The sequence below is a fragment of the Corynebacterium sp. HMSC075D04 genome (genome assembly GCF_001815635.1).
GTDB lineage: Bacteria > Actinomycetota > Actinomycetes > Mycobacteriales > Mycobacteriaceae > Corynebacterium > Corynebacterium coyleae.
Genome location: NZ_KV821338.1, coordinates 145,520 through 166,516, shown reverse-complemented (window position 1 = coordinate 166,516; position 20,997 = coordinate 145,520). Strand labels below are relative to the sequence as shown.

17 protein-coding genes are annotated in these 20,997 nt (G+C 60.2%); 15 read left to right on the top strand and 2 right to left on the bottom strand.

Annotated features, from left to right (window positions below; genetic code table 11):
- Window positions 1-49: 49 nt before the first annotated feature.
- The 9 genes from gdhA to smc are packed head-to-tail and all read left to right on the top strand — an operon-like array spanning window position 50 to window position 10,135.
- The gene (gdhA, locus tag HMPREF3048_RS05815; protein WP_070771458.1) at window positions 50-1,396 is read left to right on the top strand and encodes an NADP-specific glutamate dehydrogenase; all 1,347 of its coding nucleotides are present in this window, start codon (window positions 50-52) and stop codon (window positions 1,394-1,396) included.
- Between the two features lie 26 nt (window positions 1,397-1,422).
- Window positions 1,423-2,157, top strand: coding sequence for a DivIVA domain-containing protein (locus tag HMPREF3048_RS05810; protein ID WP_070422240.1), 735 nt, complete (start codon window positions 1,423-1,425; stop codon window positions 2,155-2,157).
- Between the two features lie 34 nt (window positions 2,158-2,191).
- Window positions 2,192-2,728, top strand: coding sequence for a YceD family protein (locus HMPREF3048_RS05805; protein WP_070771456.1), 537 nt, complete (start codon window positions 2,192-2,194; stop codon window positions 2,726-2,728).
- Complete coding sequence (gene rnc / locus HMPREF3048_RS05800) at window positions 2,725-3,492, top strand: ribonuclease III (protein WP_070450962.1); 768 nt, start codon at window positions 2,725-2,727, stop codon at window positions 3,490-3,492. Before HMPREF3048_RS05805 ends, rnc begins: the two co-directional genes overlap by 4 nt.
- Entirely contained in the window at window positions 3,485-4,291 is an 807-nt protein-coding gene (gene mutM / locus HMPREF3048_RS05795) for a bifunctional DNA-formamidopyrimidine glycosylase/DNA-(apurinic or apyrimidinic site) lyase (protein ID WP_070771455.1), read from the top strand. The genes rnc and mutM overlap by 8 nt, the downstream gene beginning before the upstream one ends.
- Window positions 4,292-4,301: 10 nt before the next feature.
- A complete protein-coding gene (locus HMPREF3048_RS05790) occupies window positions 4,302-4,808 on the top strand; it encodes a flavin reductase family protein (protein WP_070422244.1) in 507 nt (168 codons plus the stop codon).
- A 52-nt stretch (window positions 4,809-4,860) separates the two neighbouring features.
- Window positions 4,861-6,342, top strand: coding sequence for an alanine/glycine:cation symporter family protein (locus tag HMPREF3048_RS05785; protein WP_070570032.1), 1,482 nt, complete (start codon window positions 4,861-4,863; stop codon window positions 6,340-6,342).
- An 18-nt stretch (window positions 6,343-6,360) separates the two neighbouring features.
- A complete protein-coding gene (locus HMPREF3048_RS05780) occupies window positions 6,361-6,645 on the top strand; it encodes an acylphosphatase (RefSeq protein ID WP_070422246.1) in 285 nt (94 codons plus the stop codon).
- Between the two features lie 31 nt (window positions 6,646-6,676).
- Window positions 6,677-10,135, top strand: coding sequence for a chromosome segregation protein SMC (gene smc, locus HMPREF3048_RS05775; RefSeq protein ID WP_070771453.1), 3,459 nt, complete (start codon window positions 6,677-6,679; stop codon window positions 10,133-10,135).
- A 43-nt stretch (window positions 10,136-10,178) separates the two neighbouring features.
- Here smc and HMPREF3048_RS05770 read toward each other — a convergent pair whose 3' ends face one another.
- Window positions 10,179-11,669 carry an HNH endonuclease signature motif containing protein gene (locus tag HMPREF3048_RS05770; protein WP_070771452.1) on the bottom strand — a complete coding sequence of 497 codons (1,491 nt, stop codon included), beginning with the start codon at window positions 11,667-11,669 and terminating at the stop codon, window positions 10,179-10,181.
- A gap of 190 nt (window positions 11,670-11,859) precedes the next feature.
- Here HMPREF3048_RS05770 and ftsY point away from each other — a divergent pair, with 190 nt between their 5' ends.
- Window positions 11,860-13,497 (top strand): signal recognition particle-docking protein FtsY, encoded by a 1,638-nt coding sequence (gene ftsY, locus HMPREF3048_RS05765; RefSeq protein WP_246818859.1) that lies wholly within the window; start codon window positions 11,860-11,862, stop codon window positions 13,495-13,497.
- Between the two features lie 111 nt (window positions 13,498-13,608).
- The gene (ffh, locus tag HMPREF3048_RS05760; RefSeq protein WP_070422388.1) at window positions 13,609-15,237 is read left to right on the top strand and encodes a signal recognition particle protein; all 1,629 of its coding nucleotides are present in this window, start codon (window positions 13,609-13,611) and stop codon (window positions 15,235-15,237) included.
- Between the two features lie 58 nt (window positions 15,238-15,295).
- Here ffh and HMPREF3048_RS05755 read toward each other — a convergent pair whose 3' ends face one another.
- The gene (locus tag HMPREF3048_RS05755) at window positions 15,296-17,491 is read right to left on the bottom strand and encodes an acyltransferase family protein (RefSeq protein ID WP_070771451.1); all 2,196 of its coding nucleotides are present in this window, start codon (window positions 17,489-17,491) and stop codon (window positions 15,296-15,298) included.
- Between the two features lie 391 nt (window positions 17,492-17,882).
- Here HMPREF3048_RS05755 and rpsP point away from each other — a divergent pair, with 391 nt between their 5' ends.
- From rpsP to trmD, 4 genes are all read left to right on the top strand, one after another.
- On the top strand, window positions 17,883-18,392 hold the full coding sequence (gene rpsP, locus HMPREF3048_RS05750) for a 30S ribosomal protein S16 (protein ID WP_070483912.1): 510 nt from the start codon (window positions 17,883-17,885) through the stop codon (window positions 18,390-18,392).
- 132 nt (window positions 18,393-18,524) lie between these two features.
- Window positions 18,525-19,304 carry an SDR family NAD(P)-dependent oxidoreductase gene (locus HMPREF3048_RS05745; protein WP_070771450.1) on the top strand — a complete coding sequence of 260 codons (780 nt, stop codon included), beginning with the start codon at window positions 18,525-18,527 and terminating at the stop codon, window positions 19,302-19,304.
- 41 nt (window positions 19,305-19,345) lie between these two features.
- Window positions 19,346-19,846 (top strand): ribosome maturation factor RimM, encoded by a 501-nt coding sequence (gene rimM, locus HMPREF3048_RS05740; protein WP_070771449.1) that lies wholly within the window; start codon window positions 19,346-19,348, stop codon window positions 19,844-19,846.
- Complete coding sequence (gene trmD, locus HMPREF3048_RS05735) at window positions 19,839-20,918, top strand: tRNA (guanosine(37)-N1)-methyltransferase TrmD (RefSeq protein ID WP_070483908.1); 1,080 nt, start codon at window positions 19,839-19,841, stop codon at window positions 20,916-20,918. Before rimM ends, trmD begins: the two co-directional genes overlap by 8 nt.
- Window positions 20,919-20,997 lie beyond the last annotated feature (79 nt).

Here is a 20,997-nt window from a genome sequence, read left to right as displayed (position 1 = left end):
TTTCCGGTAAACAATTCTGCAAGCCTATAGAAATTGGAGGCGGGGTCACATGAGTGCAATCGACCAGGAAGTTGCGAGTTTTTACGACAGGGTGCTCGAGCGAAACGCGGGAGAACCCGAGTTCCACCAAGCAGTTGCCGAGGTGCTCGACTCTCTGAAGATCGTCCTGGAAAAAGACCCGCACTACGCCGACTACGGCCTCATCGAGCGCCTCTGCGAGCCGGAGCGTCAGATCATCTTCCGCGTCCCGTGGATCGACGATGACAACAACGTGCGCGTCAACCGCGGCTTCCGTGTCCAGTTCAACTCCGCGCTCGGCCCCTATAAGGGCGGTCTGCGATTCCACCCGAGCGTGAACCTGGGCATCATCAAATTCCTTGGCTTTGAACAGATCTTCAAAAACTCGCTCACCGGTCTGCCCATCGGCGGCGGCAAAGGCGGGTCCGACTTCGACCCGAAGGGCAAGTCCGACGCTGAGATCATGCGCTTCTGCCAATCCTTCATGACTGAACTGTGGCGCCACATCGGCGAATACCGCGACGTCCCCGCGGGTGACATCGGCGTGGGTGGGCGCGAAATCGGCTTCCTGTTTGGCCAGTACCGCCGCCTGGTGGACCAGCACGAGTCGGGCGTGCTCACCGGTAAGGGGCTGACATGGGGTGGCTCCCTCGTGCGCAAGGAAGCCACGGGCTACGGCGCTGTGTACTTCACCGACGAAATGATGCGTACCAACGGCGAATCCATTGACGGTGCACGCGTGATTGTCTCCGGCTCCGGCAACGTTGCCACCTATGCGATCAAGAAGGCGCAGGCGCTTGGTGCAACTGTCGTTGGCTTCTCCGACTCCTCCGGTTGGGTGGAGACCCCGAATGGGGTTGATACTGAGCTCCTGATCGACATCAAGGAAAACCGTCGCGGACGCGTTTCCGACTATGTCGCAGAAGCCACCGGGGCGACCTACCACACCGACGGCTCCATTTGGGACCTCGAAGCTGACGTGGCGTTGCCGTGCGCAACCCAAAATGAGCTCAACGGCGAGCATGCCCAACGCCTCGTCGACAACGGTGTGAAGTACGTCGCGGAGGGCGCCAATATGCCGTCCACGCACGAAGCGACCGAGGTCTTCCGGGCTAATAGGGTCTCTTTCGGCCCAGGTAAAGCGGCTAATGCCGGTGGTGTTGCTACCTCTGCCCTGGAGATGCAGCAAAACGCTTCCCGTGACTCCTGGTCCTTCGAATACACCGACGACCGTCTGCAGCGCATCATGTCCAACATCTTCAAGACCGCGGCACGAACCGCAGAGCAATATGACCGCGCGGGCGACTATGTTGTGGGCGCAAATATCGCTGGGTTTAAAAAGGTTGCCGACGCGATGCTGGCGCAAGGCGTGATTTAGAGCTTCATCCAGTACGCTGTGCAACTATGTACCGCGTTTTTGAAGCCCTCGATGAGTTAGTGCAGACGATGGAGCAGGCCTACGGCGTGCCGATGACCTCCAACTGCATGGTGCCCCGCAATGAGATGCTCGCTCTTCTCGACGACCTCCGCAACGCCCTGCCCGGCGATCTAGACGACGCCCAGGACGTTCTGGACAAGCAGGACGAAATCCTGCGCGGGGCCCAGGAACGCGCCGACGTTCTCGTTGGCGACGCCGAAGAGGACGCCCGTCGCATCGTTTCCGACGCCCAAGCCGAATCGGAGACGGTGCTGTCGGACGCCCAGGACCACGCAACTCGACTCGTCTCGGGCGCCGAGGAAGAGTCGAACATGATGATCACCCGCGCTCGCGACATTGCAGAAACCACCATCAACAGTGCTCAGCGCGAAGCCGATCACCTTGTGGAAACCGGCAACGAGGAATACCAGCGCTCCGTCGACCAGGGCCTGAAGGAGCAGAAGCGCTTGATCTCCGAGTCTGAGGTCATGCGTCGCGCAGACGAAGAGGCACATCGCCTCGTCGAAGACGCACACGCTGAATCCTCCCGCCTGCGCGCAGAGTGCGACGACTATGTCGACTCCAAGCTCGCAGAGTTCGAGGAGACCCTCAACACCGTGCTGCGCACTGTCTCCACCGACCGCTCCGCGCTGCGTCGTGGGGCGGGCGTCTCCGGTGCAGACCGCGCTCGCCGTGGCCAGGGTGAAGCCGACGAGTACTAGCAAGGGAAGCGATTCGTTGTAGTCTGAAAGGGCTATGGCTAACAATCCTTTCGTATTTGATGTTTCCGGCGTCCTCAAAGGCGACGGACTGCCGGAAACCCTGACGCAGACGGGGCCATCCCCGTCGCGTATCGGCCCGGAAATGATCGCTATTCCTGAAGGCCGAGAGGTCAAGATAGAAGCCACCCTGACCCCACTTGGCTCCGGCATCATGGTCGATGCGACCCTGACTGCCGAATTTGTAGGCCAGTGTGTGCGCTGCCTTAAAGATCTGACCCCCACCGAAACGCTCCAGATCTCCGAAGTGTTTTCCACTTCAGATGATTTCATCACCGGAGACGCAGAGGAAGAAGAAGACCGTGGCTCGGGGGACGAAATTGCCCGTGTCGAAGGCGATACTGTCGACCTAGAGCAAGCGTTTGTGAACGAAGCTGGGCTTAACCTGCCGTTCAACCCGACCTGCCAGCCAGAATGCGCCGGCGATACCGACGTTCCCGTGCCGGACGGTGTATCGGGCGAAGAAAACAACCTTGTCGACCCGCGTTGGGCAGATCTGGAGAAGTTCCTGTGAGCCGTTCACGCAGGAAACCCGCCAACGCCGAACAGGCATGGGAAGACGCCTATGGGGCAGTAGACCATGCGCCACTGCTGGAAAAACTGGGCGTCAACATCGAGCGCGACAATCTCAAACTTGCGCTGACTCACCGCTCGTTCGCCAACGAACACAACCAACTGCCCAACAACGAGCGACTCGAGTTCGTCGGCGACGCCATCTTAGGTCTGACCGTGGCAACTAAGCTCTTTGAGCTTTACCCGTCGCGTCCCGAGTCCGATCTTTCTCCAATGCGCGCAGCGATTGTGTCGCGTTACGGCTTGTCCGACATCGCCCGTGAGATCAACCTCGGCCAGCACGTTCTCATTGGCAAAGGTGAAGAACTGACTGGTGGGCGCGATAAAGAGTCGATTCTTGCCGACACAACAGAGGCTGTGCTCGGCGCGATATATCTCGAGCATGGATTCGCGACTGCCCGCGACGTGATCCTGCGGCTTTTTGACGAGAAACTGCGTCACGCCACGGTAAGCAAAAAGAACAAGGACTGGAAGACCGCACTGCAAGTTCGTGTGGCAGAACTGAAGCTCCCTGTTGCAGAGTATCGCTCTGAGGCGACCGGTCCGGACCACGAGCAAACCTTCCACGCCGAAACGCTGATCAACGGTGTCGTGCGAGGTAAGGGCGTGGGGCCGAACAAGAAACTCGCGGAGCAGGAAGCGGCCCAACAAGCACTGGTATACCTGCGCGACCACGCTGCCGAGGCCACCCTGGGACATGCCTGAACTGCCAGAAGTTGAGGTGGTCCGCCGGGGGCTCCAACAACACATAGTCGGCCTCACGTTCGGCCGCGTCGAAGTGCTTCACCCACGTGCATCGCGTGGCAACGAAGTTGATCTTGAGCGTGTGCTGCCGGGACGTACCGTCGTGGATACGGGCCGACGGGGCAAGTACTTGTGGCTACTGCTGGACAATGGGGCAGCGGTGCTGGTGCATTTGAGGATGAGTGGACAGATGCTCGTCGCAAAGCATGGCGAAGTGACATCGCCGCATTTGCGAATTCGCGCAGACATGGGCACATGTGAGCTGTGTTTCGTCGACCAGCGCACGTTCGGATTCTGGCAATACACCGACCTCGTCGACGGGGTGCCTCGTCCTGCGGGCCATATTGCGCCGGACCCTTTCGAGGATGCATTTGATGTGCGAGAGACAGCGCGCGCGATGCGCCGGAAGAATTCGGCTCTGAAAACGGTGCTGCTCAACCAAGAAATTGTCAGTGGAATCGGCTCGATCTACGCCGATGAAGCAATGTGGGCTGCAAACCTCAAACCCTGGCGTAAAGCGCGCACCATGCGACAACGCGACGCCGAAGCAGTGCTTGAGGCATCGCGTGACGTAATGGCCCGGGCGCTCGAGCAAGGCGGAACGAGCTTCGATGCCCTCTATGTCAACGTCAACGGAGCCTCCGGATACAATGCATACGGTCAAGCCGGAAAACCCTGTGCGCGATGCGGAACGGAGATCGCCCGCACCGTGATCAACGGCCGTTCCAGTTATTACTGCCCGGTTTGCCAAGTGCTCTAGGTTAGAAGACATGGTTGATCAGCAGACGTTCAAAGTCGCGATGTCCCAGGTTGCCGCTGCAGTTGCCATTGTGACGACAGGGACGCAAGCATCGGCACACGGCACAACGGTCAGCGCATTCATGTCACTTTCTCTCGAACCACCGATGGTGCTGGTCTCGCTAGACCAGAAGTCATCGCTGCTCGCGAGGTTGGAGATCGGCTCACCGATCGGTATCAACGTGCTGTCCACCGAACAGAACGAGTTGGCGCGCAGGTTCGCTGACAAGCTCGAGGATCGTTTCGCGGGGGTGGATTGGCGCATTGCCGACGGCGCACCGAAACTTGCCGGCGACCACACCTGGATCGCCGGCAACGTTAGCCGCATCATCGAAGCAGGGGACCACTTCCTCGTCTTGGTTGACGTCACTGCCACCGAAGTTACCGCAAACTGCCCGCTGCTGTACTGGCAACGCGAGTTTGGCACCCACGGGCCAATCCAACCCGGAGAGGTACAGACCAAATCCATAGAGGGGTAGTGCGCTCGATCACGTTGGGTAATTGAGACAACCCAGGGATAAGCTGCCCGCCATGGATTCAGCTACCTCATTTGTCGAGGGATCGCTCAATGGCGTGATTTGGAGCCTCGTACCGTGGTTCCTCGTTGCTGCCGGCATCTACTTCGGCTTGCGCACATTATTCGTTCAAATCCGCATGTTCCCGGACATGCTCAAAGCCGTTGCAGAAACCCCGAAGGGCAAAGACCGCGAAGGTCGAGACCTCGATGAAGAGTACGGTGGCTTGTCGGCCTTCAAGGCTTTCACCATCTCTGCCGCCTCTCGTGTCGGCACCGGCAACATCGCCGGTGTCGCACTGGCAATCTCCATCGGTGGCCCGGGTGCCGTGTTCTGGATGTGGATGCTCGCCTTGCTCGGTGGTGCGACCGCATTCGTCGAATCCACGCTGGCCCAGCTGTGGAAAACCAAGGACAGCGACGGCAACTACCACGGCGGTCCGGCCTACTACATGACCCGGGGCCTCGGATGGAAGCCACTCGCGGTGCTGTTCTCTGCCTTCCTCGCCATCACTTACGGCTTTGTATACAACGCCATCCAAACCAACTCGATTGCTGAAGCGGTTTCCGGTTCGTTGGGCAACGACTCTGTCGCTGTGAAAACCATCGTGGCGGGTGTCGTCGCCGCACTCACCGCGCTCATCATCTTCGGTGGCGTTACCCGCATTGCATCTTGGACCCAGGTGATCGTTCCGTTCATGGCCGGTGCCTACATCTTGATTGGCCTCGCGGTGCTGGTGATCAATTGGCGCGAGATCCCAGGCATGTTCGAACTCATCGTTGGCCACGCTCTCGGCCTCAAGCAGGTTGCGGGCGCGACCGTTGGCGCAGCCTTCGCACACGGTATGCGTCGTGGTTTGTTCTCCAACGAAGCAGGCATGGGTTCGGCACCAAACGCTGCCGCGACTGCGACCGTGTCTCACCCCGTTAAGCAGGGTCTTGTGCAGGCCCTCGGCGTGTACTTTGACACCCTGCTCGTGTGCTCCATCACCGCGTTTGTTGTACTGCTCGGCCCCGCAATCACCTATGGCCGCGATGACATCCAGGGTGCCTCGCTGACGCAGTCTGCACTCGCCGATTCTGTCGGCGCCTGGGGCGCACACGCCATCACGTTCATCCTGTTCTTCCTGGCGTTTTCTTCCGTGATCGGTAACTACTACTTGGCGCAAGCTAATTTGCAGTACCTCACCGACTCCAAGTCCGCGTTGACCACGTTCCGCATTGTTGTTCTCGGCTTCGTCATCTTCGGTGCGTTCGGATCTGTGCCGCTCGTTTGGGCCCTCGGCGACACGATGGCCGGTCTTCTGGCGCTTTTCAACATCATCGCAATCGTTCCGCTCGGCGGGGTAGCGCTGAAGCTGCTGAAGAACTACAACGAACAGCGTCGCCGAGGAGAAGACCCTGTCTTCCACCGCGACATGCTGCCGGAAGTCAAGAACGTTGAGTTCTGGGACGGCTCCGACCCCGTCACCCGACGCAGCGCAGACGACCGCATCTAAGTTGTATTCTCGGGCGGTATGGCTGAGAAACGCATGACCGCCCACGTCCACGGCGAAGTCCAGGGGGTTGGGTTTCGCTGGTGGACACGCTCCCGCGCCCTCGAACTTGGGCTTGCGGGATACGCCAAGAACCTTGCAGATGGCCGCGTTGAAGTGGTTGCGGAGGGGGAGCAGGGTGGCGTCGAAAAGCTTGAAAAGCTCTTGCGGGAAACACCCTCTGGTTCGGGGCGCCCTGGGCGCGTGAACCATGTGCAAGCCCAGTACAGCGCACCGAAGGGTGCGGTAGGGTTCGACGAACGCTAAAAGCCGCGCCCGAGCGGGTAATATTGCGCGAATGCACCTGAAATCGCTGACGCTCAAAGGATTTAAGTCTTTCGCGTCCGCGACAACCATGAAATTCGAACCGGGCATTTGCGCCGTCGTCGGGCCGAACGGCTCGGGAAAATCCAACGTCGTCGATGCACTCGCGTGGGTGATGGGCGAGCAAGGTGCGAAAAACCTGCGTGGCGGGAAGATGGAAGACGTCATCTTCGCCGGTGCCGGCGGGCGCAAACCACTCGGACGTGCCGAAGTCACGCTTACTTTCGACAACACCGACAAACGATTGCCCATCGACTACACCGATGTAGCAATCACTCGCCGCATGTTCCGCGACGGTGCGTCCGAATACGAAATCAACGGCTCCAAAGCACGTCTCATGGACATTCAGGAGCTGCTGTCCGACTCCGGTATCGGCCGCGAAATGCACATCATTGTCGGCCAGGGCAAACTCTCCGAAATCCTTGATTCGCGCCCTGAAGAACGTCGCGCGTTTATCGAAGAAGCCGCTGGTGTACTGAAGCACCGTCGTCGTAAAGAGAAGGCACAGCGCAAACTTGTCGGCATGCAGGCGAACCTGGATCGCCTCACCGACCTCACCGACGAACTGGGCAAGCAACTCAAACCGTTGGCGCGGCAGGCAGAAGCCGCGAAACGTGGGGCGGCGGTGCAGGCCGAACTGCGCGACGCCAAACTCAAGCTCGCAGGTGACCAAGTCGTGCGTTTGCGAGCGAAGCTTTCCGACGCCGCCCGTGCTGCCGAACTCCTCGAAGAACAGGTAGAAACCGTTACCGCGCAACTCGAGGAATACACCGAAGCGCAGGAGAGCATCGAAGCACAGCAGCAGGAAGTACAGCCCAAAGCACAAGAAGCACAGCAGGTGTGGTTTGCGCTATCGACGCTGGCGGAACGGGCGAGTGCTACGGAACGCATCGCATCGGAGCGTGCTCGGAGCCACAACGCGGATGTTGCCTATGCCGGGCAAGACCCGGAAGACCTCGAAGCACGGGCACGGATTGCCGACGAACGCTACGCGGAAGCCGTCGAAGCAGCCGAAGAAGCAGCAGAACAGCTGGAAACGGTACGAGAAGAAGTCGCGGAACGACAGGAAGCTTTCGATGAAGCTGAGCGCGAACACATGGCGCAGGTGCGTGCGATCGCGGACCGTCGCGAAGGCGTAGTGCGACTGCTTGCTCAAGAAGAATCGCAGGCGCAAGCGGTTGAAGCTGCTGAGGAGGAGATTCGGCGTTTCGACGAGACGCTTCAAGAAACCCGTGAACGTGCACGCCAAGCTGACGCTGAGGTTGTGTCCGTTGAGGAACGCATCGCGGCGTTTGAGGCGGAACGCGCTCCACTCGACGCCGCATTCGCCCGCGCCCACACCGAATCTGACGCTGCAGAGAAGCGCCTCGAACAACTTCGTTCTGAGCAGCGCGAACACGAACGCAACGTAGCAACGCTTGAATCGCGCATTGCAACGCTGTCTGAGCAGACGCCGAAAATGGATGCCGCCGAATTGCTCGACGGTTTCTCACCGCTCGCGGGTTTGCTGACTACAGAGGCAGGTTTGGAAACGGCGCTTGCGGCGGCCCTCGGCGACTATGCCGAAGCGCTCGCAGGTGATGTGTCCGACGAGACCGTGTCGCGGTTGGGGAATGCGAGTCGTACGGTGGTCGTCGATACACGCGGCGGCTCGACATGGCGCCTGGAGACCGACGTTGAGGTGGACTGGCTGCTCGACCACGTTACGCTGGACGATGCAGTGGCTGGTCCGGTGACACGTTTGCTCGCTGACACTGTGGTCGCAAAAAATGTCGCGGCGGCACGTGCCGTCGTCGAGCAGGACCCAAGGTTGCGAGCCGTCACACACGACGGCGTACTTGTCGGCGAAGGCTGGATCGCAGCCGGCTCCGGGCAAGCAACCACGGTTGAAGTCTCCGCCCGCATCGAGGCTGCTCGCGTGGAACTTGAAACGGCCCGCCAACAACTCAGCGAACTCGCAGGCACGTTTGAAGGTGCGAAGGTTGCGGCGGAAGAAGCCCGAGTCAACGCCGCGTCGGCGCGTGCGTCTCTTCGAGAGCACGACACCGAACTCGAAGCCTGGCGACGCGATCGCACCCGCTTGGTCAAGCAAGCTGAAGCGAACAAGTCGGAGCACGAACGAGCTGCGCAGCGCGCCAACGAAGCTGACGCACGGCTTGCGCAACGCCGCACCGAACTGGAAGAAACTCGCGACCGCCTCACCCGAGTGGACACGGACGTATCCGCCTCACCCGAGGAGCCGTCATCTGCCGAACGCGACGCTGCCCGAAACGCGCTAAACCACATCAAATCCATGGAAATGGAGGCCGTTCTCGCCGCGCGTACTGCACAACAGCGGGCAGAGGCGGAAGTGGGCAAGGGAGACGCGCTACGCCGCCAAGCCGAGCAAGAACGTCAGGCGAAAGCCCGCCATGACGCTGCGATGGCAAGGCGTCGAGCAGAGGCAGAGCTAGCGGGGGTCGTCGAGAAGCACGCGCGCGACCTTGCCGCCCGAATCGAGGACGCGTTGGCACGCGCGACGGCGCAACGCGATGAGCTCTCCGCCCAGACGGCGAGCCTGCAGGGACAGTTGCAGCAAGCTCGTCAGCAGGTCAATGCCACGCGCCAACAATTGTCTCGATTGACCGACAACGCACACGCATCCGATATTGCCCGCTCGCAAGCACAGGTGCGTATCGACGAAGCCGAAGCCAACATCACCTCCACCCTGGGCATCGCCGTAGCCGATCTGCTTGATGGGTACACCCCAGGTGAGGACTTTGACCGCGAAGCAGAAGAGAAACGTCTCAAGCGGGCAGAAAAGGATCTGCGCGCGCTGGGTAAGGTCAACCCGCTGGCCTTGGAGGAATACAAGGCGTTGGAGGAGCGGTATTCGTTTCTTTCTACGCAGCTTGATGATGTTATTCAGGCGCGCAAAGACCTCACTGGTGTGATAGAGGACGTTGACGCACAGATCTTGCAGTTGTTCACCGATGCCTGGACGGATGTGGAGGCCGAGTTCCCGCGAGTGTTCCAGACGCTCTTCCCGGGTGGTGAGGCGCGCTTGGTGCTCACCGAGCCAGACGACATGTTGGCCACCGGCATTGAAATTGAAGCCCGGCCACCGGGGAAGCGTGTCAAGCGGCTTTCGCTGCTTTCCGGTGGTGAAAAATCGCTGACAGCCTTGGCGTTTCTGGTCGCTATCTTCCGTGCGCGTCCAAGTCCGTTTTATGTGCTCGACGAAGTTGAGGCGGCGCTCGACGACGTCAACCTGCGCCGGCTCATTGCCCTTCTGGAGGAACTCCGTCAGGATTCGCAGCTCATTGTGATCACGCACCAGAAGCCAACGATGGATGTTGCGAACGTGCTTTATGGCGTGACTATGCGTGGCGATGGCGTCACTCGAGTGCTGTCTCAACGCATGCAACCTGCCGGTGCAGCGCCTGGGGTGTAGCACCTGGGGTGTAGCACCTGGGGCGTAGCACAGCGCAAGATGGCTACCCGGTGTCCGGTGCGAACAGGGGTGGATCTGTTCCCGGTAGTTCTTGGTCGTCGAAACTTGGGTGTTTGTCCCGAATTTTTCGTTTATGCCGCTGACCGGGTGACTGTTCGAACTGCCATGTGCTGGTCGTGGTCGGTGGCCCGCCGTCGGCTGGATGGTGGGTGATGTCCCAGGTGTCGGGGTCTTTCTCGAAGTGTCCCTTACCACCGGCTCCGTCTCTGTTGTCGTTGTTGCATCTGTGGTGTTCGCGACATAGCAGTATCAGGTTATTGAGGTCAGTGACACCTCCGTGGAGGTAGGACTGCAGGTGGTGGGCTTCGAGTTCGACGCCAGGTTTGGTGCACCCGTTCCAGGCGCAGACACCTTGGGTAGCGAGTAGGACGAGGCGCTGTTCAATCGAAGCGAGGCGGGCGCGTCCGAGTGATAGTGGCACACCGGTTGCAGAGTCGAGTTGGAGAGCAAAAGTGTCTCCTGCTAAGCCCAGGTGAAGAATGTCGAGGGCAGTGAGATCCACACTGGTATTGGTGGAAAAGCGTGTTTGCCAATCAGCACCGACCAGATCTTCCAGGGTCAGTGTCACCACAACGGTTCCGATGCCGCGGTCGCGCGTGATACGTGCCTGGGAGTAGTTATCCAGGATGTGCATGAGTTGGTCGAAGCGGCGTTGTTGTTTCGTGCGGGTGTCTTTGGAGCCGTCGGGTAGGTGAGAGCCGGGGGCTTCTCCGGCGGCGAGGGCTGCTTCGAATTTTGCGCGTGATGCGGCGTCAAGGTAGAGCCGGGCGTAGGAGCCGCCGTCTGCATCGGTGGGTCCGAAGGAGATGCCTCGTTTTTTAAACGCGGCTAGGGGGTCCTTTTTCTTTTCGTAGTCCAGCCCCGCGCGGTTGGCTTTGCGGACGAGGTCGGTGACGAACTTCCGGAGCTCTTCGGGGGTCATGCGTGCTGCGGCTTCCATGGCTTGGGAGTAGCACTCGAGGTAGCCCGGGTTGGCGTGTTCGTTGAGGTCCTTGAGCGCGTTGGAGATAATGCGCTTCTTTTCTTCGGAGGCTTTCTTTTCTCGTGCAGCCTTGCGGGCGCGTTCCTGGGCTTTCTTTTCTTGTTCTTTGCGTCGTTGTGCTTCTTCTTCTGCGGCTCGCTTGTCCTCTTCGGTTTGTTCCGGGTTAGTTGGTGGGACTGGGATGTCGGGCTCGCCGAAGAGGCGCTTGCCGTGGTTGAGGAGGTCGAACGCCTGGGCACGGGAGAGGCCGAGGCGTTGCGTGAGGTATTCCACGGGATGGTTGGCGCCGACCAGGGATCCGGCATTGTCCCTTGTGCAGAGATGTGCGAAGGCGGCGTTGACGTTTCCGAACAGTGGCAATGAGCCGTGTAGCCGCTCTATTGCTTGGTGGGTGCCGAGGAGGTGGAGGGAGTCGGGTTCCATCATGAGGTTGGACAGCGCTTCTAGTCCAGCGGTGATCTGGTTGACGTGTTGGTCGATGATGGTTGTCATGGGTCCCCCTCTCGGCTACGTGTGCTGCTAACTGAGTTGAAAATGAAGCTACAGACCAGGCCGACACGATCGCCACACATTCGAACACCCGTTCGTATGGATGGGCCTGACCTGCAGCGTTGATTCGTCGATAAGCAATGTGTCTATTGCTGTTCCACCTTGTGTCGTGGCGGCTGGCACACTAGAACGCATGAATACCACTGAGTTGATGAACTCCCCGGCCCTTTGGGTGGCGGTTGCGGTCGTCGTTGCCGTGCTGATCATCGTGGGCATCGTCGTTGCGGGGAAGAAGCGCAAGGAGTCGAAGACCGTTTCGTTTGAGAAGCCGGAGGAGCCGAAGGAGCTCACTCAGCAGGAGAAATCCGGCAATTATCAGGCGAAGGGCGGTTTCAATTTCGCACCGGCGGATGCTCAGCCGAAGCAGCCGGAGCCGATTCGTCGTGACCAGCCGGTTCTGCCGGTAGTCGAGCCTGAAAAGGCCGAGCAGGAGCCGAAGACTGTTATCGAGAAAGCAGTTGCGCCTGATGAAGAGCCATTGCTTGTCGACGACACCACCAGCACGGAGGTAGATCAGCCAGAGCCGTCCGAGCGGCCTGTGGAGGAGCCTGTCGTTGAAGAATGTGCCGTGCCAGAACCGGAGCCGGCACCAGAACCTGAGCCGGTAGCAGAGCCGAAGCCAGCTCCAGAACCGGAGCCGGAACCTGCTGTCGATGAGGCAGAAACCCCTGAGGCCGAATCGGAAACGCCCGATGCGCCAGACACACCAGACACGGCGGAGGCAGAGGAGGCTGCTGCGGCTGCTGTAGTGGCTCAAGAGGGTGCTGAAGAGGCGCTCCAGGATGGCGCTGAGGTTTCCGATGAGGCTGTCGTTGTTGAGGCCCCCGCGAGCGAACCGATCGATGACATCGCTCCAGCAGCAGGTCGCATGGGCAAGCTTCGTGGCCGCCTTTCCCGTTCTCAGAACGCCATCGGCCAGGGTCTGCTTGGCATTCTTTCCGCTGGCGATCTGGACGAGGACGCGTGGGAGGAGATTGAAGACACGCTGATCTTGGCCGATATCGGTGCGGGTCTGACGATGAAGATCACGGACAACCTGCGCGAGAAGATCGCTGAGCGTGGTGTGGAAAACGAAGCGCAGGCTCGTGCGATGCTGCGCGAAACTCTGATTGAGGCTGCCCGTCCGGAGCTCGACCGTTCGATTAAGGCGATGCCGAATGACGGCAAACCGGCCGTGATCTTGGTTGTCGGTGTCAACGGCACCGGTAAGACGACGACTACCGGCAAGCTTGCTCGTGTGCTCGTGTCTATGGGGCACTCGGTGGTGCTTGGTGCTGCGGATACGTTCCGCGCGGCGGCTGCGGACCAGTTGGAGACCTGGGGCAAGCGCGTCGGCGCTTCCACGGTTCGTGGCAAGGAGGGTGCGGACCCGGCTTCGGTGGCCTTCGATGCTGTGGCAACTGGTGTTGACGAGGGTGCTGATGTGGTGCTCGTCGATACGGCGGGCCGCCTGCACACCTCCACGGGTCTGATGGATCAGCTGGGCAAGGTCAAGCGCGTCGTGGAGAAGAAGAGCAACGTCGATGAGGTGTTGCTGGTGCTCGACGCGACGGTGGGGCAGAACGGCATTGCGCAGGCGCGTGTCTTCCGTGAGGTTGTTGACATCACGGGTGTGGTGCTGACCAAGCTCGACGGCACCGCCAAGGGCGGTATCGTTTTCCAGGTTCAGGAGGAACTTGGTGTGCCGGTAAAGCTGGTTGGTCTTGGTGAGGGCGCGGACGATCTTGCGCCGTTTGAGGTTGAGAGTTTCGTCGACGCTCTTCTCGGCTAAGCGCTTGCTTGTCGACGACCCCGCGCCCCCGGTGATGTGCCCATCACCCGGGGCGCGCGCTAGTCTTGTGGGGATTCTTTTCCGCTAGAAGCAAAAGGGAGCGTGCACACCGTGTTCGAGTCACTGTCCGACCGCCTCCAATCAGCCCTGGGTGGTCTGCGAGGCAAGGGCAAGCTCACCGAGGAGGATATTAACGCCACGGCTCGCGAGATTCGTATCGCGTTGCTGGAGGCGGACGTGTCGCTTCCGGTTGTGCGTGCGTTTATTAAGCGCGTCAAGGAGCGTGCCCTCGGTGCCGATGTTTCGGCAGCGCTGAATCCGGCGCAGCAGGTCATCAAGATTGTTGATGAGGAACTGACAAACATTCTCGGCGGTGAGACTCGCCGGTTGAATTTGGCGAAGAACCCGCCGACCGTGATTATGCTCGCCGGTCTGCAAGGTGCTGGTAAGACCACCCTGGCAGGTAAGTTGGCTAAGCACTTGGCTAAGCAGGGCCACACCCCGATGTTGGTGGCGTGTGACTTGCAGCGCCCGGGTGCGGTGCAGCAGCTCCAGATTGTTGGTGAGCGCGCTGGTGTGCCGACGTTTGCCCCGGATCCGGGTACGTCCATCGACTCGTATGAGCACGAGATGGGCACCTCGCACGGTGATCCGGTTGCGGTGGCGCAGCAGGGTATTGAGCACGCCAAGCAGAACAAAAACGATGTGGTCATCATCGATACTGCGGGCCGCCTCGGTATCGATGAGACCCTGATGACTCAGGCCCGCAACATCCGTGATGCAGTGAATCCGGATGAGGTCATTTTCGTTATTGATGCGATGATCGGTCAGGATGCGGTGTCTACCGCCGAGGCGTTCGCTGCTGGCGTCGACTTCACTGGTGTTGCACTGACCAAACTTGATGGCGACGCCCGTGGCGGTGCCGCGCTGTCCATCCGTGAGGTCACGGGCAAGCCGATTCTGTTTGCGTCGTCTGGCGAGAAGCTCGACGACTTCGACGTGTTCCACCCGGACCGCATGTCCAGCCGTATTCTCGGCATGGGTGATCTGCTGTCGCTGATTGAGCAGGCTGAGCAGACTTATAACGAGCAGGACGCTGAGGCAGCCGCAACCAAGTTGGCTTCCGGCGAACTCACACTGGAGGACTTCCTCGACCAGTTGCTCATGATTCGTCGCATGGGGCCGATTGGCAACCTGCTCAAGATGATGCCTGGCGGCAAGCAGATGAACCAGATGGCGGACATGGTCGACGAGAAGCAGCTCGACCGTATCCAGGCCATCATTCGCGGTATGACTCCTCAGGAGCGCCAGGATCCGAAGATTTTGAACGCATCGCGCCGCAAGCGCATCGCTAACGGTTCCGGTGTGAAGGTCTCGGATGTGAACCAGTTGGTGGAGCGCTTCTTCGAGGCGAAGAAGATGATGGGGCAGATGGCCAGCCAGTTCGGCTTGCCGGGTATGCCTGGCATGGGCCGAAGCGCTACCAAGAAGAAGCCGAAGGGGCGCCGGGGCAAGAACGGCAAGCGCAAGCCGGTGAAGCGCGGTGGAAATCAGGGCATGCCGAAGATGCCAGGGATGCCAGGAATGCCAGGAATGCCGGGCATGGGTGGCGGTATGCCGGATATGAAGGATTTGGAAAAGTTGCAGAGCCAGCTTCCTGCGGGCATGCAGGGCATGGATCTCAACAACCTCGATTTCAACGAGGCGATGAAGCGTATGCAGAAGGGGAAGTTCTTCTAGCGCGCAGCGCGCCGCAGCGCGAACGCTTCACAGATCAAAGGGGGGAGAGGCCAGCACTTTAGAGGGTGTTGGCCTCTTCGCCATCTTGGGCAGAGTCGGTGGCGGTTTCGGGGGCCAGCGTGGTGTCGTCGATAAGCCCAAGCTTGTTGAAGATCGGGGTGAGCTCTTCCCACATCAATGGGGCGAGCGATTCGGCGTACGCGTTGGAGATGTGATTCTGGTCGCGGTAGATGTAAATGTTGCCGATCTGCGGCGGGCAGATGCCGTCGATGCAGTACCAGCTGGCGGTGTCGATTTCCCACTGGTTGTAGCCGCCGTCGAGGAAGTACTTCGCAGGGTCTTCAGGGGAGTAGACCACGTGTGCGTCCATGGAGCAGTCGGCTTCGGAGTATCCGGCTACGAGGCACAGGTTGGGGTCCATTGGGTCGCCGTCGGGGTTGAACATCCATGGGTTGTCGCGCAGGCCGACGAATGGGATGCCGTATTCAGCGAGGCGTTGCCAGAAGTTTGCGTATGCGTCAGGCACGTAGTCCTGAGAGGCGATGCCACCGCCTGCGTGACCTGCGGGGCGTGTGGAGGTGGAGATCACCATGGCAGGGTTGAGTTCGACGAGTTCTGCGAACGCGTTCTCGCCCCATTCTGCGCATTCTGGCGAGACAATGTCGGCGTTGGCGGGGTCCCAGGGGCCTCCGACGACGAGTGGGCATTCTTGGCGCACGAATGTTGCAGCTTTGAAGCCGTGGCGTTTGCCAAGGATGTCCAGTGGGATGCCGAATGGTTCGATGTGGGAGCCGCCGACCAGTGCGATGGTGGTGTCGGCTTCCAGGTCACCGTATACGCAGTGAGGTCCCGGCATGATGCCTGGGCCTTCGGGGAGGAAGACCATGCAGTTGTCCAGCCCGATTGGTGGGTAGATGCCTGCAACCAGGTTCGGGTCTGGTCGGGCTTCGACGTCGGGGACTTCGGCGCCGGCGAGTGCGAGTGCGCCTGGGTAGATGGCGGGGTCGAGGGGTTTGTCGGCGTCGTCGATACGATCGTTCCAGATTGGCTGGATGGCAAGTGCTGCGGCAAACAAAGCGGCGGTGAGCACACCACCCGTTGCGCGGAATTTTCCGGGCCACGTGCGTAGCGACGACCCCGCGTCGCGCACCGGCGTATCCATGGCACGCGGGCGCGCACGATGCTGGCGTAGTGGATCTTCCACCAGCATGTGGGTGATGTGTGCGAGGGCGAGGGACACGGCGATGACACATGCGCCGAGCCATGCTGGGGGAACGGCGTATCCGCCGAGGGCGGTGACGATGATCAAAAGCGGCCAGTGCCAAAGGTAGAGCGAGTAAGCGATCTTGCCCAGCCAGGTCATGGGTGCAGATGCCAGCACGCCGGAGACAGCGTTGCTGTTGCCTGACAGGATGACCAGTGCGGCACCGGTCAGTGGCAGCAGTGTGAGGGGGCCGGGGAATGCGAGCGACGTTGGGATAACGATGCCGGTGATGGTGATCATTGCGACGCCGAGTAGCGCAGTGAACCAGGCGAAACGCTGTGGGAAGAATCGCTCGGCTGGTACGAAGGCGAGCAGTGCGCCGAGGGAGAGTTCCCATGCGCGAGAGAACGTGGAGTAGTAGTTGGCGCCGGTGCCGACGAAACCGAAGCGGGAGGCCCAGGCGAAGGAGGCGATAGTGATGAGCGCCAGCACCCCGATAGCTACGCGCCGTGCCCAGACAGGGTTGGCTTTGAGCTTCGATACCGCAAAGGCCAGCAGGGTGCCCATGAGGATGCCGAAGATGTAGAACTGGCCCTGGACCGACATTGACCACAAGTGCTGTAGCGGGGATGTTTCCTGGCTTGCTGCAGCGTAGTCGGCATTTTGGGCGATGAGTTCCCAGTTTTGGTAGTACAGCATCGACGCTGTGACTTGGCTCGCGAGCTGCTGGCTCATCAGTTCTGGCGTAAACGCGAGAACGAGAAGGACAACGCTAACGATGACAAGTGCGAGCGCCGGTACGAGTCGGCGGATGGTGCGCCACAGGGGCCACCACGGGTTCAGGTTTGGGTTCGGACGCAGAGCGTATCGCAGTTGCCCGCCAAGGAAAAAGTAACCGGACAGCAGCAGGAAGACGTCGACGCCACCAGAGACACGTCCGACGAAGACGTGGAACAGGACGACGAGTGCGATGGCGTATCCACGCAGCCCATCGAGGTCGACGCGGTATGCGGTCGAGCCTTTTGTCGACTGTGCCGATTGTCCTGCCATCGTGTCCAACCTTGTCAACTACTTCTATTTCGTTACAGGCGACGTGTATTGCAGCTGGCAATGCGCGTCGCAATCGGTAAAGACCATACAGTCTGAACTTTGCATGACCGAACCAGCCACACCGGGGCATTGCAAGGCATTGCCGTGCGGGAGTTTGGTGTCTTGGGGTTTTAGCCCGTAAGGTGTCAAAGGTTGTCTGACGTCATTGTTGGCGTTTGGCACGACAAGTCTATAACTGCGTACGCGCCGGATCCGTCTGGATCCTTCTCAGGTTGCCTGGGAGGGGATGGTCGACCGGCCAGGCACGCGCAGGGTAAATAAGAAGGGTTGAACCGGCTCGTCGAGAAGCGGCGAGTGTCTGCACTGCCCAGTGACCTAAAGGAAGTACACCATGGCTGTAAAGATCAAGCTGCAGCGCGTTGGCAAGATCCGCAACGCTCAGTACCGTGTCGTCATCGCTGATGCTCGCACCCGTCGTGACGGTGCTGTCATCGAGAACATCGGCATCTACCACCCGAAGGAAGAGCCGTCGCTCATCCGCATCGATTCCGAGCGCGCTCAGTACTGGCTGGGTGTCGGCGCACAGCCGACCGAGCCGGTGCTCGCGCTGCTGAAGGTGACCGGCGACTGGCAGAAGCACAAGGGCCTCGACGGTGCTGAGGGCACCCTCAAGGTTGCTGAGGAGAAGCCGTCCAAGCTCGACCTGTTCAACCAGGCTCTGGAAGAGGCTAAGAACGGCCCGACCGCTGAGGCGATCACCGAGAAGCGCAAGAAGGCTAAGGAAGACGCTGAGGCTAAGGCAGCTGCTGAGGCTGCAGCTGCCGCAGAGGCCGAGGCTGCAGAGGCTGAGGGCGAGGCTGCAGAGGCTGAGTCTGAGGAGGCTCCGGCCGAGGAGGCATAAGCCTTTCGCTTATCGACGACACCCCGCACCGCACACATTTCGTGCCGGTGCGGGGTTTTTCGTGCTGCAGCTTTGCAAAACTTGCGTACGGTTGGGCATGCAGACATTTCCTAATCGAAAGGGGAGCGGATCATGGCTCGTACGTTTTTGGTGACTGGTGGCGCGGGCGGCATTGGCAAGGCGACTGCGGAGTTGCTTACCTCTCGCGGTCACAAGGTGATTACTGCCGATATTGCGAATGCGAATATCAATGCGGACCTCACAACTGTTGAGGGCCGGCAGGCACTCGTCGATGAGGCAACCAAGCTTTCCGAAGGGAAGCTCGACGGCGTCATTGCGAATGCCGGTATGCAGGCGCCGACGCCGAAGACCGCGCAGGTGAACTACTTCGGCGCGGTGGCAACGCTTGAGGGGCTTCGTCCGCTGCTGGAGAAGTCGGATGCGCCGCGCGCTGTGGTGACGGCGTCGATCGCATCACTGCAGCCGGCTGACGATCAGCTCATTGAGGCGATGCTGGCGGATGATGAGGAAGCTACCGTTAAGCGTGGCCAGGAACTTGCTGACCAGGGCCCCGAGGTTGCATACCTTAACTACTCGTCCTCTAAGCAGGCCATTGCTCGTTGGGTGCGCAAGAACGCGATCTCCGAGGAGTGGGCTGGCAAGGGCATTGCGCTGAACGCTATTGCGCCGGCCGTTGTGATTTCCCCGATGACTGAAGAGCTGCGCAACACCGACGAAGGTCGTGCGCAGTTGGCACAGGTGCCGATGCCGCTGAACGGTTGGATGCCGGCAGAGGCTGCGGCCAGCTTCATTGCATGGCTGACCAGTGAGGAGAATACCCACCTGTGCGGCCAGGTTGTCTTTATCGACGGCGGCTTCGACGCCACAGTTCGTGGCGACAAGGTCTGGTAGGCCGACAAGGGCAATTTGTGGGGCTGCTACCGTAGCCGATTATGGAGCTCAACATTGGCCGCGTCGTGAAGTCGCATGGCGTGAAGGGTGAGGTAGCAGTCGAGCTACTCGCCGACGAGTCTGAAGACCACATTGTTGTCGGCGAGGTGCTCACTGGCCGCCAGGCTGGCAAGGAACAGCACTTGACTGTGAAGACGGTTCGGCCTCATCAGAAGCGCCTCCTCGTCAGTTTTGAGGAGGTGCCAGACCGCACTGCCGCGGACAGTCTGCGTGGCATGAAGTTTTTTGCAGAACCTCTGGAGCGCGACGCGGATTCCGACGAGTACTACAACCACGAACTCATCGGGTTGAAGGTCCGCCATGACGGCGATGAAGTTGGCGCGGTTACTGGCGTGATGGATGCGCCGAATCGCAAGATTCTGGAGATCGACTATCACGGCAAGGAAGTCCTAGTGCCCTTCGTTATGGAGTTTGTGCCGGATATTGACCTCGCTGATGGCTACCTGGTGATTACGCCGCCGGAGGGACTGCTTGATGTCTAACCCGAAGCCGGTGCTTCGCCTCGATGTCGTCACCATTTTCCCGGAGTACTTGGACCCGTTGCGCCACGCGCTGCTGGGCAAGGCGATTGAGCAGGGCATCCTGTCCGTTGGAGTGCATGACCTGCGTGATTGGGCGACGGGTAACCACAAGTCGGTAGACGCGCCCCCTCTGGGCGGTGGTCCTGGCATGGTGATGAAGCCGGAAGTGTGGGGGCCGGCGCTCGACGATATCGCTGCGGGACGCACAGGCACGGAGCTGGACTCGGCGGCCAAGCACCGGAATGACAAGTTGCGTCACGACGATGTCGCAAACGTTGCACCACGCCCTTACGAATCCCCAGTGGCAGGCGATGACGCCTCAAAGCCGCTGTTGCTCGTTCCCACACCGGCCGGAAAGCCATTTACGCAGGCGGATGCCCGTGCCTGGTCGCGCGAGGAACACATTGTGTTCGCTTGCGGGCGCTACGAGGGAATCGACCAGCGTGTCTTCGAGGATGCGAAGCAGCGCTACCGGGTGCGTGAGGTGTCCATTGGTGACTATGTACTCATTGGTGGCGAGGTCGCCGTACTGGTCATCGCGGAGGCAGTCACCCGGTTGATCCCCGGAGTGCTTGGCAACACTGAAAGCCACGAGGAGGACAGCTTCTCGGATGGGTTGCTTGAGGGCCCGAGTTATACAAAACCACGAGTATGGCGGGGGATCGAGGCTCCGGAGGTGCTTACCTCTGGCGACCACAAGAAGGTTGAAGCGTGGCGCCGTGAGCAGTCGCTGAAACGCACCCGTGCCGTCAGGCCCGAATTGCTCGAACAGGTGGAGCTCAGTGAAGAGGACCGGTTCATGCTGGATTCGCGTGAGGTTGTGTCGGTGTTCGAGGTGGGCGGACAGCGGGTCGTCGCAAAGCAACTGCGACGGGCGCTGAAACAGGCAGGCTACCGCGCGGAGACGATCGAGCGGAACGAAACGACGCTTACGGTAAAAGGGCGAACCGCGCTGTCGCTGGAGGATGCGACGCAAGCGGTTGCGGATGCGTTGCCGAAGGGCACGCAGTGGAGCGGGTACACGGCAGGGTAATGCCTGCTGAGGTGGTGAAAATCACCCCACAATAATTTAAAGGTCAGATCATTGTTCGCTTAGAGTTGGGTGTGTTACA